13 protein-coding genes are annotated in these 17,562 nt (G+C 47.2%); 9 read left to right on the top strand and 4 right to left on the bottom strand.

Annotated features, from left to right (window positions below; genetic code table 11):
- Nucleotides 1-119: 119 nt before the first annotated feature.
- A complete protein-coding gene (locus EI981_RS26985) occupies nt 120-3,149 on the bottom strand; it encodes a X2-like carbohydrate binding domain-containing protein (RefSeq protein WP_418789086.1) in 3,030 nt (1,009 codons plus the stop codon).
- 520 nt (nt 3,150-3,669) lie between these two features.
- On the opposite strand from EI981_RS26985, the gene EI981_RS26980 reads away from it, so the two are divergent.
- From EI981_RS26980 to EI981_RS26970, 3 genes are all read left to right on the top strand, one after another.
- Nucleotides 3,670-4,587 (top strand): glutamate biosynthesis transcriptional regulator GltC, encoded by a 918-nt coding sequence (locus tag EI981_RS26980; protein ID WP_127003517.1) that lies wholly within the window; start codon nt 3,670-3,672, stop codon nt 4,585-4,587.
- Nucleotides 4,588-4,874: 287 nt separating this feature from the next.
- The gene (locus EI981_RS26975) at nt 4,875-5,312 is read left to right on the top strand and encodes a DUF1641 domain-containing protein (protein WP_127003515.1); all 438 of its coding nucleotides are present in this window, start codon (nt 4,875-4,877) and stop codon (nt 5,310-5,312) included.
- Nucleotides 5,313-5,369: 57 nt separating this feature from the next.
- Complete coding sequence (locus EI981_RS26970; protein ID WP_127003513.1) at nt 5,370-6,548, top strand: NAD(P)/FAD-dependent oxidoreductase; 1,179 nt, start codon at nt 5,370-5,372, stop codon at nt 6,546-6,548.
- A gap of 228 nt (nt 6,549-6,776) precedes the next feature.
- Here the strand turns inward: EI981_RS26970 and gdhA are convergent, their stop codons facing one another.
- The 3 genes from gdhA to EI981_RS26955 all read right to left on the bottom strand — a co-directional run bounded on the left by gdhA (nt 6,777) and on the right by EI981_RS26955 (nt 9,609).
- Complete coding sequence (gene gdhA / locus EI981_RS26965; protein ID WP_127003511.1) at nt 6,777-8,159, bottom strand: NADP-specific glutamate dehydrogenase; 1,383 nt, start codon at nt 8,157-8,159, stop codon at nt 6,777-6,779.
- Between the two features lie 398 nt (nt 8,160-8,557).
- Nucleotides 8,558-9,238: a CidB/LrgB family autolysis modulator gene (locus EI981_RS26960; protein ID WP_127005055.1), complete on the bottom strand. Its 681-nt coding sequence runs from the start codon at nt 9,236-9,238 to the stop codon at nt 8,558-8,560.
- Nucleotides 9,238-9,609, bottom strand: a complete 372-nt coding sequence (locus EI981_RS26955; RefSeq protein ID WP_418789085.1) for a CidA/LrgA family protein — start codon at nt 9,607-9,609, stop codon at nt 9,238-9,240. Before EI981_RS26955 ends, EI981_RS26960 begins: the two co-directional genes overlap by 1 nt.
- 142 nt (nt 9,610-9,751) lie before the next feature.
- On the opposite strand from EI981_RS26955, the gene cidR reads away from it, so the two are divergent.
- The 6 genes from cidR (at nt 9,752) to EI981_RS26925 (ending at nt 17,555) form a co-directional block, all read left to right on the top strand.
- A complete protein-coding gene (gene cidR, locus EI981_RS26950; protein WP_193556410.1) occupies nt 9,752-10,636 on the top strand; it encodes a cidABC operon transcriptional activator CidR in 885 nt (294 codons plus the stop codon).
- Nucleotides 10,637-10,786: 150 nt separating this feature from the next.
- Complete coding sequence (locus EI981_RS26945; RefSeq protein WP_127003507.1) at nt 10,787-12,202, top strand: branched-chain amino acid transporter BcaP; 1,416 nt, start codon at nt 10,787-10,789, stop codon at nt 12,200-12,202.
- Nucleotides 12,203-12,281: 79 nt separating this feature from the next.
- Complete coding sequence (gene pdaA, locus EI981_RS26940) at nt 12,282-13,103, top strand: delta-lactam-biosynthetic de-N-acetylase (protein WP_127003505.1); 822 nt, start codon at nt 12,282-12,284, stop codon at nt 13,101-13,103.
- Between the two features lie 165 nt (nt 13,104-13,268).
- Complete coding sequence (locus EI981_RS26935; protein ID WP_227011605.1) at nt 13,269-13,727, top strand: MarR family winged helix-turn-helix transcriptional regulator; 459 nt, start codon at nt 13,269-13,271, stop codon at nt 13,725-13,727.
- A gap of 211 nt (nt 13,728-13,938) precedes the next feature.
- Entirely contained in the window at nt 13,939-15,669 is a 1,731-nt protein-coding gene (locus EI981_RS26930; protein WP_127003503.1) for an ABC transporter ATP-binding protein, read from the top strand.
- Nucleotides 15,666-17,555 (top strand): ABC transporter ATP-binding protein, encoded by a 1,890-nt coding sequence (locus tag EI981_RS26925; protein ID WP_127003501.1) that lies wholly within the window; start codon nt 15,666-15,668, stop codon nt 17,553-17,555. Before EI981_RS26930 ends, EI981_RS26925 begins: the two co-directional genes overlap by 4 nt.
- The last annotated feature ends 7 nt before the right edge of the window (nt 17,556-17,562 follow it).

Below are 17,562 nucleotides of genomic sequence, written 5' to 3'. Positions count from 1 at the left end.
ATAACGCCTGTAGTTTCCGTTAGAAATGGCAGTATACAAAAGGTCGAGCATCAGGCAAGTTTAAGCCTGGACTCGACCTTTTTTATTTGAAACTGGTAGCGGACTTTTTGAACAATCTCTTACGGCTCTACTCCCCAGACAAGCTGTCCACGGATGTATCCAGTGAGCTTCGGGCTGTCTTGATAAGCGGATGCTGCTGGATTGAAGGAGTAATCATCGCTTTGATTATAATTCGTCCAGTCCGATTTGGAGAGACGGATCTGCAGGTCGATGCTTTGACCGGTGGCGAGGCTGCCAGCTCCGCTGGTGAACCCGAATTCGGCATAATAGTCAGCGCCTGGTTTAGCGGTCGTCATCTTCACAAAGCTGCCAGTGACATTGCTGCTCCCGACCTGGGACCAGTCGCAGAAGAAGTTCTGCGGCTTCTCTCCATCAATGGTGTAGTAGTAGCGAAGCTTAACGTCGGACAGATTAATTGCATTAGTACTGGTATTGGTCAATTTGATTCTTGGACTGATCGTATTCACGTTGGAAATAACCGAGCTGTTATACATTTGCACCTGGATATTGCCACTAGTAGTTGAAGTGGTATCAATGACATTAACACTAAGAACCTTTGTGGCTCCCGCACTGAACTGGAAGGTCAAATTAACCGTACCGAGTGGCTGTGCGGCAAGATAACTGCTAAGGATTGTAATAGTAGATCCCGAGACGGTATAATTCGTTCCTTGGACGAGAGCAACCGTTCCGTTCGTTATCTTGCTAAGCGTGTTGCCGTTTAAAGTCATCGATACTGGAATGTTAGCTTGATTTCCAAGCTTCTTGTCAAAGACGGCCGTCGTTGGTGAAATTGCTGGATTTACGCCTGGATTCGGCTCACTCAGAGCATCACCGTATACGATACCCAGTCCATTAGTTCCGATATAGACGCGGCCATAAATTCTTGGATCTCCAGTGATGGCCGAGTTAGTGGATGCATATTGGTGCTGATCATCATTAATTCTGACCCAGCTTGCTCCGCCGTCATTGGAGCGGAAGATGCCGCGTATTCCATCGATTTTGGCGCTGGTGTACAGCGCCATGTAGCTGCCTCCAGGCGCGGCCTTGCCGAAGCCGATAACATTGGCTTCTTGTACATTAGAGAGCTTGGAGAAAGTTGTGCCGGAATCGGTTGAATGCCACAAACCGTAGATTCCGCTCGTCGCATTGCCTCCAGCCAGCCAAATGTCACCTTCTACTCCCGGCATGGCCTTGAAGTCTAAATCCCCTTCTATAGGAAGCCCGGTGGCGGAAGTCTGAATGAAGGAAGCACCGCCGTTTGTGCTGCTATAGAATTTCCCGGCTGACCAAGCGTAGAATTTGTTCGAATTTACACGGTCGGAAGTGATCTTGGCGCCTGCAGGTACCCCAGTGCTTGCCGTCCAGGAGTTGCCGTTATTTTTAGAGTAAAACACACCTTTATCGGAAGTACTCCAGACGAGAGAGTCACCGCTGGCCGACAGAGCGACCTTTCCTCCTCCAGCCGTTCCAGATGGCTCACTGTTACCTGCATACCAGTTGCTTCCACCGTCCCGGGAATAGCCAATGGATTTGGCGTTCGGGTCTGCCGATTTATCGGCAGTGCCTACGCGTACGATATAGCTTGGATCAAGCTCGGCGTAATCAATGTCGGTTGTGCTGTTCGGGTGGGTCATCATTTTGGCCGGGGCTTGTGTCAGATCATCATGTCGAAACCCGGTAACGTCGCCAAGCCCGCTAATCAAATGGGCCCCAGAAGGAGGGCTAATTAAATCGATGACAGCTGTTTCCTCGATTCCCTTGGCCATGACGCTCAGATTAATCTTCTTCCCTTGATCCCAATCGGTCAGGTTGCTCGTGCCGTAGATGGTAGCTCCTGTTCCGTACATCATCCGATTGGAATTGAACGGGTCGATCTCTAGATCACCGATCATCCAGCCCAATTTTGGTGTAATCTCAGGTGGTACCGGATTCGTGCCAAAAGTCAGCCAAGGAGCGGCAGATATATCCTGTGTGTATCTAAGTGTGCGGTCCGGATAACCGTTCCAGTCCCAAATCCGGGTCCAAGTCGAACCGCCATCAGTGCTGCGGAAGATGATCGCATCCGGCCACCAGGAATTCAGTGTAGCCACCATAATTGTATTTGGGTGTTGAGCATCGACAGCCAGCCCACCGTACCCATAGTAGTTATCATCGCTAGTGCTTGACACTGGACTAATATTAGTCCAGATTCCCGTTGAGAGGTTCATCTTCCAGACCTGCCCTTTAGTCCCGTCATAGGGTCCTGCTCCATTGCTGTAAGAAATGAATAAATGCCCATTATCTGAAATGACACCATGGTGGGGGAGATAGCCTGTAGGCTGTCCGGGTACAGCTGACCATGAAGCACCACCGTCAGAGCTGTGGTATACGCTTTCATTTTTGTCGACGACCCCAACATAGATGCTCTGGGTTGCCTGGTTGGCAGCTCCGGTGGAAGGATCAAAGGCAATCCAGGCAAGACCAATGATGTCGCTCTGATATTCGTTGCTGGGATCCTCGACATAGGTCCCAGGATTCAGGAAGGTGGTCACTTTGCTCCATGTAGCTCCGTAATCGACGCTTCGCCATAGTCCATTGCCGCTTCTTGCACCGAAATAGAGAGTGCTGTTCTTATTTGGGTCAATGACGAGCCGCTCTCCCATCGAACGTCCAGGCATATTGCCGCCAACCTTGAAGGGTAAGCTTGTGCTTTCCCATGTCTCACCACGGTCGGTAGAACGTAATATGCTGCCGTTGTGAGGATCCCAGCTATTCGTATAGGTTCCTACGGCTAAATAGAGGCGGTCCGGGTCAACTGGGTCTGTGGCCAGGGCGTCGACGCCAGTCTTGCCCCATTCCTCGAAGCCCATCCAATCCAACAGCTGGACCCAGCTATTATCGACCGGATTCCAGCGATAGGCGCCCCCGATATCCGTTCTGGCGTAGATCAGATCAGGTTCGGATGAATTAAAGATGATACCAGGGACAAATCCGCCGCCTCCCCCAGTCACAGCCTTATTCCACACATAGGCCTCGTCAGCTGCGGCTTGTGCTTTCAAGGGTGCTTCAATATAGGAAGCTCCCGCTAAGATGATAGTAAGCAGTATAATATGGAAACCCCTGAGCAATCTGTTATTCCCCAACTTGAAAACCTCCCGATTCGATTATTTTGGAAGATAGGTGGTATTTGATTCTCAAAAGGCCGATGAACAACGGTTCTTTCTATCACCTTCTTTCATTGAAATACAAGTCTGTCTCCCTGGTGAGGTGGATTGTGGAAAGGCCCAAGCCTTTGTAGTGGGATCAACCCCGAACTTAGAAGCTCACGGAGAATAATGGACCCTTTGCCAACAGACTAACTGAACACGACAAGGGGATCAATAATATGTAATAAACACCACTAATTTCTATATGAAAAAATTTAAAAATCAGGTGATAATTAGTGGTTTTGTTTTATAAGAGCAAGCCGTTCCTAACGGGTTTTCTTATATAGCTTTCACTCCTAACGGATAGCCGATATAATGAGGATTAATATACTCAAGGGATATCAACACTTCATGAGACCTGAGACCAACCAGGAATCCATGATATCAATATGAATGACCGCCAGAAATTTGGAGGTGAAGGGCTTTGGAACTGAGACAGATTCAATATTTCATTGAGGTAGCGAAGCTTGAACATGTTACAGAAGCGTCTTATGTGCTGCATGTATCACAGTCTGCGGTAAGCCGGCAAATCTTCAAGCTGGAATCGGAATTGGGAGTTGATCTGTTCATCCATGAGGGACGCAAAGTGAAGCTGACGCCGATCGGACGGCTATTTCTGTCCCATATGGAACAATTAATGAAGGTCATTGACAATGCCCAGCAGGAGATTAACGAATTCCTGGATCCGGAACGCGGTACGGTTCGCATCGGATTTCCCAGTAGTTTAGCGGCGCAGATGATTCCGAAGGTTGTCTCGGCCTTCCGTGAACGCTATCCTGCAGTTCATTTCCAATTGCAACATGGTTCCTACAAGGAGCTTGTGGAGTCGGTGATTCAGGGCGACATGAATCTGGCGATTATGGGGCCTGTACCACAGCATGAGCCGCAGATTAAGAGCGAGATTCTATTTCAGGAGAAATTTGTGGCTATGATGCCGGCAAATCATCGATTGGCCGAGAAAAACGCTATTCGTCTTAGTGAATTGAAGGACGATTACTTTGTACTGTTCCCGGAAGGATTCATTCTAAGAGAGATTGTGGTGGATGCTTGCTCGAAGTTGGGCTTCAAGCCGAAAGTTGCTTTTGAGGGTGATGACCTCGATGCGATCAAGGGCTTGGTAGGGGCGGGGATGGGACTGACCATTCTACCGGAGATCGCTTTGAACGAGCATCTCGCCTCCACGATTATTACTTTACCGGTCGTTGAACCCGTCGTTACAAGGGATGTCGGGGTCATTATTCCTGCTAATCGTGAGCTGCCGCCGACAGAGAAGCTGTTCTATGAGTTTCTGAAGAATAATTCGGATATGTTCGGATTCGATAGCAGTTTTGATCAGAAATAAGCATGATAGCAGGCTCCGCCGCCATGCATAAATGATACCTGGGTTTCCTGATATTAGGGATCAATATATGCCGAATTTGTTAACTTGAAATAAACGCTGTGATATTTGTCATTAAGTTCATAACTTAATGACTTTTTTTATTGAAAATGTGGTAAAATTAATTATGGGTGTTCAAGTGTGAGGAATTGTTCAGTTTTTCACTAACTTTTATTAAGCGAGAAAGGCTATGGGGGCCTCTAACTCTCCCAAATTCAAGCATTGTTGCTTATCGCAAAGGAGAATTAGCTATGTCAGAAGCGATCACAGAAACGAAGTCTGAGCAAGAGACAGTATCGTCCAATCAAGGTGGACGGGATATTATTGATCAACTGTTAACCCCTGAAGTTCAGGAATCATTGACAGCCCTGGTACAGCAGCTTCCGAAGTTGACCGAGCTTGTTAATGTGATGACGAAATCTTACGATTTTGCTAAATCTGTATCTTCAGACGAGATCCTCAAGAACGATACGATTGGGGCTATCACAGAGATCGCGGGACCGGTTAAGGACAAGGTGAAGCATATCGCTGCCAATGTGATCGAAGCCAAGGATCGTGCAGATGCGAGCCAAGAGGTTATCGGTCTTTTTGGTCTGCTCAAAATGCTTAAGGATCCTGAAGCACAGAAGATCTTCCGTTTCTTTAATGCTTATCTGCAAGTGGCCGGAGAACGTAATAATCAGAAATGAGATTTATATAAGTGTGAGTCCAAAATATTAACTAATGCATGAACGGAGGACGGAGTCATGTCAAAACATATTGTCATCTTAGGTGCCGGTTATGGCGGTGTTCTTAGCGCTTTGACCGTTCGCAAATATTTGCAAAAATCAGAAGCACGGATCACTGTAATCAATCAGTTCCCTACTCATCAGATTATTACTGAGTTGCATCGTCTGGCAGCAGGTAATATCTCTGAACGCGCAGTTGCATTGCCTTTGGAGAAGGTATTCAAAGGCAAAGATATCGATCTTCGCATCGCCAAGGTTGATAAATTCTCCGTAGACAATAAAGAAGTGAAGCTGTCTGACGGAACTACACTGAGCTATGATGCACTTGTAGTTGGTCTGGGCAGTGTGACCGCTTATTTCGGAATTCCTGGGCTGGATAAGTACAGCATGGTATTGAAATCTGCGGAAGATGCCAACCGTATTCACCGTCATATCGAAGGTAAGATTGCGGAATACGCGAAGACGAATAACGAAGCTGATGCAACGATTCTGATCGGTGGCGGCGGTCTGACTGGTGTTGAACTGGTTGGCGAGATTGCTGATGGAATCCCTGCACTTGCTAAGAAATACGGAGTTGATCCGAAGAAGATCAATCTGTTCCTCGTTGAGGCAGGTCCTAAGATCCTTCCGGTATTGCCTGATGTACTGATCCAGCGCGCTACAGCTAGCCTCGAAGCACGCGGCGTGAAGTTCCTTACTGGCCTTCCTGTTACCAATGTAGAAGGCAATGTGATCGACCTGAAAGACGGTTCGAAGATTACTGCCAACACCTTTGTATGGACTGGCGGAGTTCAAGGCAACCCACTCGTAGGAGAATCGGGACTTGAAGTGAACCGTGGCCGCGCTACCGTCAATGAATTCTTGCAATCCACTTCCCATCCAGATGTATTTGTCGTTGGCGACAGTGCTGTAAGCTTTGGCCCTGATGGACGTCCATATGCTCCTACAGCTCAGAATGCATGGCAAATGGGCGAATTGGTTGGCTACAACCTCTATGCGACAATTATCGGCAAGCATCTTGAAGAATTCCATCCAGTGAACTCCGGTACGCTGGCTAGCTTGGGTCGTAAGGATGCTGTTGCTACGATCGGCGGCAACAACACCGAGCTGCGCGGATTACCGGCTACCTTGATGAAGGAAGCCAGTAACATGCGTTACTTGGCTCACATTAAATCTCTGGATGCTTTGGCTTATTAATCGCAAGGCATAGATCTGACTGAAATAAATGAAGCTCTGATATAGACGTAAGTCTGTATCAGAGCTTCTTCTTGCTGGACATGTTACTGATGCGCTTAGGCTCTTATAGAAAAAACCCCTGATCTCATTGACAGATGTCTTGAAATCAGGGATGTACAGGCGATAGAAAAAATCCTCCGCATATTACTTATATCTTAAATCTAGGTTCAAGAAGTTCGGTTTTCACTATTAAACTACGCCGTGGGCGATCATTGTGTCGGCGACCTTCAGGAAACCAGCGATGTTAGAGCCGACTACAAGGTTGCCTTCATGACCATACTCTATAGCTGCATTTACGCTATTGTCGTAAATGTCCTTCATAATATTCTGCAGCTTGGCGTCTACCTCTTCAAACGTCCAAGCCAATCTTGCACTGTTCTGCGCCATCTCCAACGCGGATACGGCTACGCCGCCTGCGTTGGCAGCTTTGGCTGGTCCGAAGTAGACTCCGTTGTTCAGATACACCTCGATTGCTTCAAGGGTAGAAGGCATATTCGCCCCTTCAGCTACATACTTAACGCCGTTGGCTACGAGCTTCTCAGCTGCTGCCTCATCGATTTCATTCTGTGTGGCGCAAGGAAGTGCGATATCACAAGGGATATCCCAAATATTCTGGCAGCCCTCTACATATTCAGCGGAAGGATGAACTTCTGTGTATTCTTTGATCCGTTTTCTTTCCACTTCTTTAAGACGTTTTACGGTCTCCAGATCAATTCCATTCTCGTCATAAATGTATCCGTTGGAGTCGCTGCAGGCTACGACCTTGGCACCGAACTGAGTCGCTTTCTCAATGGCATAGATCGCAACGTTACCAGAGCCGGACACGACAACGGTCTTGCCTTCAAAGCTCTCACCCTTGGACTTCAGCATCTCGGCTGTGAAGTAGACAAGGCCATAGCCAGTTGCTTCAGTACGAGCCAAGCTGCCGCCATAGGTTAAGCCTTTGCCAGTCAGGACGCCAGCTTCATTACCGCCGCAGAGGCGCTTATATTGTCCGAACATATAGCCGATCTCTCTCGCACCAACACCGATATCACCAGCTGGTACGTCCGTATCTGGGCCGATATATCTGGACAACTCAGTCATGAAGCTTTGCGTGAAGCGCATAACTTCGTTATCGGATTTGCCCTTAGGATTGAAGTCAGAACCACCTTTGCCGCCGCCGATCGGTTGGCCAGTCAAGGAGTTCTTGAAGATTTGTTCAAAGCCAAGGAACTTGATGATGCTGGCATTTACGGATGGATGGAAGCGAAGTCCGCCTTTGTAAGGACCGATAGCACTATTGAATTGAACCCGGAAGCCGCGGTTAACTTGAACTTTGCCTTGGTCATCTATCCATGGTACGCGGAAAGTGATTAGACGTTCCGGCTCAACGATTCTCTCGAGAATGGCGTTGTTGCGGTATTTTTCATGCTTTGCAAATACAGGTGCCAAGGAATCAAGAATTTCTTTAACAGCTTGATGAAATTCATTCTCTCCCGGATTGCGCTTCTTCACCGTTTCATACACTTCGTTGACATACTGTTTTGCTGATTCCAATCCTGGCTCAGCTTTCTCTTGCATGATAGCCATGAATGATTCCACCTTTCTTTTTCAGAGGTAGTTCAAGAAGTCCGCTTTTCATAAGAAAACCAAAGTGTTCCTAAAGCCGACCTTCTTGAACGTACACTTGTCTAATTCACGATAATGATCTAACTCAATTGTAATGTTTAAACTATATAACAAACAAAGCTTTATTTAGATGAAGTATATGACTAAATGAGATGAACTTTGGTGTCCCTTTAAATTTTTAGGAATAAATAACCATATATGCGGTTTTATAAGGAGCCCATGATTAATAATCCAATATATTGAGATTGCATCCAAATGGTCATAGGTATAATGCGATGATATGCCAAAATGAAAAAGGACCTTACCATCCGGAAAGGTCAACAAAGAGAGATCTATATAAAACTTGGGAGGAACCAGAATTAGTGGAACATCAGAGCAATTAATAACGGAGCCGTCGTCAGTGTGAACAGTGCGGCCAAAATCATCGATATGCTCGAAATCGTACCTGTAAGGGAGCTAAGCTCGAATGCCTTGGAAGTACCTGTACCGTGTGCACTTGTACCAAGCAGAACACCGCGGGCTACTTCGCCATCGATGCGCAGCGCTTTTACGACCATCGGCCCGATCATGGAACCTAGCAAACCGGTAATAATGACGAATACCGCTGTAATATTCGGTACACCACCGATGACCTGCGAGACGCTCATTGCGATTGGAGTCGTAACTGAACGAGGCACAAGGCTGCTAATTAACTGATGATCCAGATGCAGCCATTCGGCAAACAATGCGGAAGAGAAGATAGCTACGATAGAACCGGTCAGTACACTGGCTAATATCTCAATCGCGTGCTTCTTCAACACATCGTAATATTTGTATAGAGGAATAGCGAAAGCGATCGTCGCCGGTTGCAGCATTAAGCTCAGCCATTTGCCTCCTCCGTTATAGGTATCAAAAGAGACATTTGTAAGCATCAAGCCTATAATTAATGCAAGGGGCGTAATCAGAAGCGGTGAGAAATACACTTTCGGATAAGCCCGGTATAATTTTTTGGATAGACCATAAATCAATAAAGTAATAATAAGCCACAGAATTCCTAACATCATTGTGCTCTCTGCTCCTTCCTTTTAGAGATTCGCGATGCGACCAGGCCGGAGCTTGCCATCACGACTAATGTGCTGGAGATGACGACGAGCAGAATTCGAATCCCGTCACGCTCCAGTAGGGACATATAGTTCATCACGCCTACAGCTGCAGGAATGAAGAATAGTAGTAATTCAGCTAGCAGCCAATTCGCTCCCTGTTCAATCCAGCTTAGCTTAATCACATTCGTCTTCAGCAGGATGAATAGAACAATGATGCCCAGAATCGTACCAGGAATCGGCAAGTGCAACCATTTCGCTATATAATTCATCGCTAGGGAGATAAAAAATAGAGCCGCGATCTGAAGAATGATGATACTTAAATTTTTTATCTTACCCATTGATATGCATTTCCTTTCTAATAACAAATCTCATGTAATTGTTAATGAAAATATTACAACATTCACTTTCATGAGTAAAATGAATATAAAGAATGATTTACATTCCATTTGTCTATGACAGGAGAAGATTGATTTGGATATAAGACAGATGCAATATCTCGTTGAAGTCGCCAGACATCAGAGCTTCACAAAGGCAGCTGATGCATTGTTTATTACTCAGCCTACCATCAGCAAGGCGATTAAATCGCTGGAGGAGGAACTGGGGGTTGTCCTTTTCAACCGCAATGGCAAAAAAATAGAGCTAACGGATGCGGGCCAGATTATTGTCAGTCAGGCGCAGCAAATCGTTGCTTCCTTTCAGAATTTAACGGCCGAGCTCGATGATTTGCGTAATCTAAAGCGTGGGCATATTCGCATCGGACTGCCGCCTATGGTGGGTGCGAACTTTTTTCCAAAGGTGATTGGACAATTTCACGAACGCTATCCTGATATTACGATTCAACTCTTTGAGGACGGAGCGAAGAAGGTGGAGTATGATGTTGCCAATGGCACGCTAGATGTCGGGGTTGTTGTATTGCCAGCTACACAGGAGGGATTGGCAGTTCTCCCGTTTTTGGAGGAGAAGCTGAATCTCGTTGTGCACCCTTCCCATCCGCTGGCAGGTCGGCAGGAGGTGAGTCTAAATGAACTGGTCGAGGATTCCTTCGTATTATTCCGTGAGGACTTCACGCTTCATGACCGGATTATCGCCGAGTGTGCCAAAGTGGGCTTTCAGCCGCATGTTATATATGAGAGTTCACAGTGGGACCTAATCAGTGAGATGGTAGCTGCCGGGCTTGGTATTACGCTACTGCCGGAGACGATCTGCCGTGAGATTGACCAGAGAAGAGTAAAAATCATCGGATTAGTCAATCCGGTTATTCCATGGTATCTTGGCGTTGTCTGGCGTGAGGATCGCTATTTATCCTTCTCGGCGCGGGAATGGATCCGTTTTGCGAAGAAGGTGCTTATTCAATAAAAGAAGAAGATAGGCTCTTGAAAACAAGTGTATTTCCTGAAAATTTCATGAATTTGGACACAATAATATAACCAACCTTCTATGTCGTGACCATGGAAGTTTGCTAAAATTATAATCCTGTAGAAATTTTTATATGGGAGATACGCGAGCATGAACTACTTTAGAAGAAAATCAATACCCTCAATGATTGAGGAACAACAGGCAGCAGGCAAGAGACATATGAAGAAAGAACTAGGCGTATTCGATCTTGCCATGCTTGGCGTAGGATGTGTTGTTGGCACGGGGATTTTCGTATTAACCGGTGTAGCCGCAGCCAATCATGCCGGTCCAGGATTAATTCTCTCCTTCGTTCTGGCTGGAATCGTATGCGCGTTCTGTGCGCTATGCTACGCGGAATTTGCTTCGATGGTACCGGTATCTGGAAGCGCCTATACGTATAGTTACGCTACCTTTGGCGAACTGATTGCCTGGATCCTGGGCTGGGATTTGATCCTTGAGTATGGTTTCGCTGCTTCGATGGTAGCGAGTGGCTGGTCCGGTTATTTTCAGGGATTACTCTCTGGCTTCGGTCTGGATATTCCACGGGCACTCAGCAGCGCATTCAATCCTGCGGAGGGCACTTATATCGATTTGCCCGCTGTCCTTATCGTTCTGCTGCTCACCTTCATTGTCTCCAGAGGCGGTAAGGAATCGACGCGGCTCAATTCGATTATGGTTATTATTAAAATTGCAGTTATTCTTCTCTTCGTAATTGTAGGCTCTTTCTACGTAAAACCGTCGAACTGGAGCCCCTTCATGCCTTTTGGCTTTAGCGGGGTAATTACGGGAGCAGCTACCGCATTTCTATCCTATATCGGGTTCGATGTTGTAGCGACAGCTGCTGAAGAAGTGAAAAATCCACAAAAAGATTTACCGCTGGGGATCATTTGGTCGCTGGTTATTTGCTCGTTGCTCTATATCATTGTAACGGCTGTGTTAACCGGTCTCGTTCCGTATACTCAGCTCGATGTCAAAAATCCAGTTGCTTATGCGCTGCAGGTCATCCACCAGGACTGGGTGGCAGGCTTCATTTCACTAGGTGCAATCGTCGGTATAACGACTGTGCTGTTCGTGCTGCTATTCGGGCAATCCCGTCTCTTGTTCGCGATCGGGCGCGATGGATTGTTGCCGGAACAATTATCGCGGCTTAATCCGAAGACAGAGGCTCCATCGACTAGCATCTGGTCGACAGGGGTGATCGTCGCACTGTTCGCCGGACTAATTCCGCTGAACAGACTTGCTGATCTTGTCAGCATTGGCACGTTGTTCGCTTTTATCGCTGTATCGCTTGGCATCATTATTTTACGCCGAACAAATCCAGAATTAACCCGCTCTTTCAAGGTGCCGTTCGTTCCGGTTATTCCTTTAATTGCTATCTTGAGCTGCAGCTACTTGTTAATTAGCTTACCGGGTATCACCTGGATCGCTTTCCTGATCTGGATGGTTATTGGACTGGCTGTATACAGTTTGTATGGCTACAGGCATAGCAAATTATCCCAACTCCCATCGGTGAAGAAGCAGAAATAAACAGGGTGAATATTGTTAAGGTAAAAGGCAGAAATTAATGGGGAGTCGAAACAACTTATGATGAGGGAGAGAGCGAACCATGAAATTTGCCCTGATGGTGGCGATGCTGGCCTGTTTTCTCTTCGGTCCCGTACCGTGGGGGGATAATGGTGCCGCTGCGAGCGCCTTCTCGGATAAGGCCTTTCATTTCGGATTCAAGAAGAGCATAGGCGGTGGACTTCCTTCTATTAATGAAGAGGGCTTCAAGGAAGTGGTTGATAAGCACGGAGCTATATTCCTTGGAGATACATCCCGCAAGGAACTGTTTCTAACGTTTGATAACGGGTATGAGAACGGATATACCACCAAAATATTGGACACGCTGAAGGCCAAGAAGGTGCCAGCGATTTTTTTCGTAACCGGTCACTATGTTAAAAGTCAGCCAGAGCTTATGAAGCGAATGGTGGCCGAGGGACACTTAGTCGGCAATCATTCTTGGAGTCATCCCGATATGACGACGATCTCCAATTCGGAGATTCAGCAGGAGCTGAATCAGGTTAAAGAAGCAGCGGGACGTGTTACGGGCAAGAAAGAGATGAGCTATCTGCGCCCGCCGCGCGGAATATTCAATGACCGGACTCTGGCTGTGTCGAAAAGCTTGGGGTATACAAATGTCTTCTGGTCTATCGCTTATAAAGATTGGGATGTCAATGACCAGAAGGGTGAAGCCTACGCATATAAAAATGTTGTATCCCAGCTTCACCCCGGCGCGGTTATCCTCCTGCACTCCATTTCCAGTGATAACACAGCGGCCTTAGGAGCTATTATTGATGAGGCCAGGCGGCAGGGATACGAATTCAAGAGTCTGGATGCATTGCAGATCGCACCGGATATGGATCCATTCAGACCACCGCTATCTTAGTAAAGAATGGATTATTAGAAATATAAGGGCCAGTCTGGGAAGCTTTCAGACGGCCCTTATTTGTGTCTGCTTGACATTGCAATTTGACGCTAATATAATTAGGCATGCAAATAAATAGTATACCTAATTATTAAATCATATAAACAATTAAGGAGGTGTTGAATTGTGGGCGAGACTCCTAAAACCCAACGTCTAATGGAGGTGTTCAACCGCTTCAGAAGAGCCGGATGGCATAAGCCTCCATTGGAAGGTCTAAAGCCCAGCGAGGTCAAAGTATTGTTCTTTATTCATAGGGGGAGCCATAATGATCCGCGCGGCGTTATGATCTCATCGATTAGCAGCATGATGGAAGTAACCTCTCCGACAGTTACACCACTTGTACGTAGTCTGGAGAATAGGGGGCTAGTAGTTCGCTATACCGATGAAGAGGATCGCAGGGCGGTTCGTATTAAGCTTACCGAACAGGGTGAAGCTGTGACTCGTAAGGCACACGAGGCCTATACCCGTCGATTCACCGGATTGATTAATCATTTAGGAGAAGAGAAAAGCGGTCAGTTGGCCGAACTGTTGGAACAAGTATATGAATATTTAGACCAGCAGCATCGCTCCCAGCAAGACCAATGATTTTATTAAATGTTTGTTCAAAAAAGGCCGGTTTTCAGCACCAAGAAGGTTGGATGAAGCTAGGGCGTGAGGAGCGGAGCGTACGTAGTTTGTACGTGAGCACCGGAAGGCCCGGGTGAGTTCAAGATTCGATGCCGAGTTACTTCTTGAATTACTTCGTGATCAAAAGCGGAATTTTTGAACAACCTTATTAAGTGGAGATGATCAATGAATGATAAAACTTTTCAGACATTTGAAACCATACAAATGGCTAGTCATCGCAGCGATGGCGCTAGTGTTCTTCCAATCGCTCGCCGAATTGTACTTGCCGACGCTGATGTCCGATATTGTGAACACGGGCGTCGTCAAAGGTGATACGGCATATATTTGGAAGATTGGCGGCTATATGCTGCTTGTCGCGATCGGCGGGATGGCCTGCGCGATCGGTGGCAGCTTCTTCTCATCGAAGGCAGCGATGGGCTTCGGTAAATCAATGCGTGGCAAGGTATTTAATCATGTATCGAATTTCTCGCTGGAGGAATTCGACAAGATCGGTACCGCTTCGATGATTACACGGACGACAAATGATATTACTCAGGTTCAGCAAGTGTTAATTATGATGCTCCGTATGATGATGATGGCGCCGATGATGTGTATCGGCGGCGTAATTATGGCAGTATCTAAGGACGCTACTTTGACGCTTGTCCTCGTTGTAGTCATTCCCGTATTAGCAGCTATTATTTTCGGGATTGTAAGAAAGGGCATTCCACTGTTCAAATCGATTCAGAAGAAGATCGACAGATTGAATCTGGTTATGCGCGAAGGACTGACAGGAATCCGCGTCATCCGTTCTTTCAATCGGATCGAACATGAGACACAGCGTTTTGATGAAGCGAACCGGGATTTAACCAATACCATGATCAAAGTGAACAAGCTGATGGCCTATTTGATGCCGGTGGTCATGCTGATCATGAATCTCTCCTCCGTAGCCATCATTTGGTTCGGCGGACTGCGGATTGATGCTGAGAAAATGGCGGTCGGCGATCTAATGGCTTTCCTGCAGTATGCCATGCAGATCATGTTCTCGCTCGTAATGGTATCTATGATGTTCGTATTGATTCCACGTGCTTCCGCATCGGCTGTACGGATCAATGAAGTGCTGGATATGGAGCCTGTCATTGAAGATCCGGCTCAGTCTAATGCCAAGAGCAGCAGCATGAGAGGCCATATTGAATTCCAAGATGTGACCTTTAGCTATCCGGGCGCAGAGCAGCCAGCGGTGCAGAATATCTCGTTCATCGCAAATCCGGGTGAGACGACTGCAATTATCGGCGGCACAGGTTCAGGTAAATCGACGATGATTAACCTGATTCCGAGGTTCTACGATGTAGAGAGCGGCCGAGTGCTTGTGGACGGTATAGACGTTCGGGATATTCCGCAGCATGAGTTGCGTCAGAAGATCGGCTTCGTACCGCAGAAGGCCGTGCTGTTCACCGGGACGATTGCTGACAATATCCGTTATGGTAAGGAAGATGCGACGGATGAGGAAGTGCAGTATGCGGCTGAGATTGCCCAGGCTGCCGGGTTTATATCGAGAATGGAAGATGGCTACGATTCGCAGATCGCTCAGGGCGGAACGAATGTATCCGGCGGGCAGAAGCAGCGCCTCTCTATTGCCCGTGCATTGGTACGAGATGCCGAGATTTACATCTTTGATGACAGCTTCTCGGCGCTTGATTTCAAGACCGATGCCAAGCTGCGCGCTGCATTGAAGAATGAGACGAAGGAGTCCACCGTCTTGATCGTGGCACAGCGGGTCAGTACAGTTATGAATGCTGACCGGATTATCGTATTGAACGAGAGCAAGGTTGCTGGAGTCGGCACGCATCATGAATTAATGGAGACTTGCGATGTATACCGTGAGATCGTGTATTCGCAGCTATCGGAGGAGGAGATCGCATGAGCCAAGAGCAGACAAAAGGAAAGATTGGCGGCGGTCATAGAGGCCCCGGCCCTGGTGGTGGACATGGGGCGATGGGTCGTCCGGTAGAGAAAGCGAAGGACTTCAAGGGTACGCTGAAACGTCTTATTCACTATTTGGCACCGCATAAAGTGCAACTACTAGCTGTGCTGATCATGGCCATCCTGAGTACGGTGTTCAGTGTGCTAAGCCCGAAGGTTATGGGGCACGCAACAACGAAGCTGTTTGAAGGCATTATGGGAAAAATAAATGGTGTACCTGGCGCATCTATTGATTTTCAATACGTAGGGCAAATCATCTTAATTCTTATTGGACTCTATCTATTAAGTGCCGCATTTGGTTATGTACAACAGTATCTAATGGCCGGTGTGGCCCAGAAGACAGTCTATGATCTGCGTAGAGAAGTCAATGACAAGCTGAACCGCCTGCCGTTAAAATATTTCGATGCCCGCACCCACGGTGAGATTCTGAGCCGGGTCACGAATGACGTTGATAATATCAGTTCTACACTACAGCAGAGCTTGACCCAGTTAATAACCTCGGTGCTTACGATTATCGGCGTTATCGTGATGATGCTCTCGATCAGCCCGTTGATGACATTGATCGCTGTGTTGACCTTGCCACTTAGCGTAGTGGCCATCACTTCGATTGCTAAGAAGTCGCAGAAGCAGTTTCTACGGCAGCAGAAAGAACTTGGTGAGCTGAATGGCCATGTTGAGGAAATGTATACGGGCCACAACGTGGTGAAGGTATTCGGCCGTGAGCAAAGATCATTGGATGAATTCAATGAGGTTAACGAACGTTTGTATCAAGCTGGCTGGAAGGCGCAATTCATCTCTGGCGTGATCATGCCGATTATGAATTTCATTGGTAATATCGGTTATGTGCTCGTATCTGTCGTTGGTGGTATTTTGGTGACAAAGGGCAGAATCAACATCGGGGATGTTCAAGCATTTATTCAGTATACCAGACAATTCACACAACCCATTGCCCAGACCGCTAATATCGCTAATATTATTCAATCCACGGTAGCTTCAGCCGAACGTGTCTTTGAGATTCTTGATGAAGAAGAGGAAGTCGCGGAAGCAGCTAAGCCGGTGACATTGCCGCAAGCGAAGGGGAATGTATCTTTCGATCATGTGAAGTTCGGTTATGATCCAGACAAAATCTTGATTGAGGATATGAATATCGATGTGTCCAAAGGCCAGACGATCGCGATTGTCGGACCGACGGGTGCGGGTAAGACCACGCTCATTAACTTGCTAATGCGATTCTATGAAGTGACGGATGGCAAGATTACGGTTGACGGCGTGAACATCACCGATATGAAACGCGGGGATCTGCGCAGTCTGTTCGGGATGGTGCTGCAGGATACCTGGCTGTTCAACGGAACGATCCGTGATAACATCGCATATGGACGTGAAGGAGCGACGGAGGAAGAGATTATCCAGGCAGCCAAGACCGCTCATGCAGATCATTTCATCCGTACATTGCCAGGAGGCTACGATACCATTCTGAACGAAGAAGCCTCCAATATCTCTCAAGGTCAGAAGCAGCTGCTGACGATTGCCCGTGCTATTCTGGCTGATCCAGCAATCCTGATTCTGGATGAAGCGACAAGCAGCGTCGATACTCGGACAGAGGTTTACATCCAGAGAGCAATGAATGAGCTCATGAAGGGTAGAACGAGCTTCGTTATTGCCCACCGTCTGTCAACGATCAAGGATGCCGATCTGATTCTTGTCATGAATCACGGTACTGTGATCGAAAAGGGAACACATGCCGAGCTGTTGGCTGAAGGTGGATTCTACGCCGATCTGTACAATAGCCAGTTTACTGGTGGCGGCATAGGTCAGGAAGTTAGCTAATTTCAGA

Origin of the sequence: Paenibacillus lutimineralis, from assembly GCF_003991425.1 — a bacterium.
GTDB lineage: Bacteria > Bacillota > Bacilli > Paenibacillales > Paenibacillaceae > Fontibacillus > Fontibacillus lutimineralis.
Note: the sequence above shows the minus strand (reverse complement) of the source record. Positions and strands in the feature narration are given on the sequence as shown.

Coding starts and splice junctions, on each gene's coding strand:
- EI981_RS26975 (WP_127003515.1), top strand. CDS start 4,875: ATGTCAGAAGCGATCACAGAAACGAAGTCTGAGCAAGAGACAGTATCG.
- EI981_RS26970 (WP_127003513.1), top strand. CDS start 5,370: ATGTCAAAACATATTGTCATCTTAGGTGCCGGTTATGGCGGTGTTCTT.
- gdhA (WP_127003511.1), bottom strand. CDS start 8,159: ATGGCTATCATGCAAGAGAAAGCTGAGCCAGGATTGGAATCAGCAAAA.
- EI981_RS26960 (WP_127005055.1), bottom strand. CDS start 9,238: ATGTTAGGAATTCTGTGGCTTATTATTACTTTATTGATTTATGGTCTA.
- EI981_RS26945 (WP_127003507.1), top strand. CDS start 10,787: ATGAACTACTTTAGAAGAAAATCAATACCCTCAATGATTGAGGAACAA.
- pdaA (WP_127003505.1), top strand. CDS start 12,282: ATGAAATTTGCCCTGATGGTGGCGATGCTGGCCTGTTTTCTCTTCGGT.
- EI981_RS26930 (WP_127003503.1), top strand. CDS start 13,939: ATGATAAAACTTTTCAGACATTTGAAACCATACAAATGGCTAGTCATC.
- EI981_RS26925 (WP_127003501.1), top strand. CDS start 15,666: ATGAGCCAAGAGCAGACAAAAGGAAAGATTGGCGGCGGTCATAGAGGC.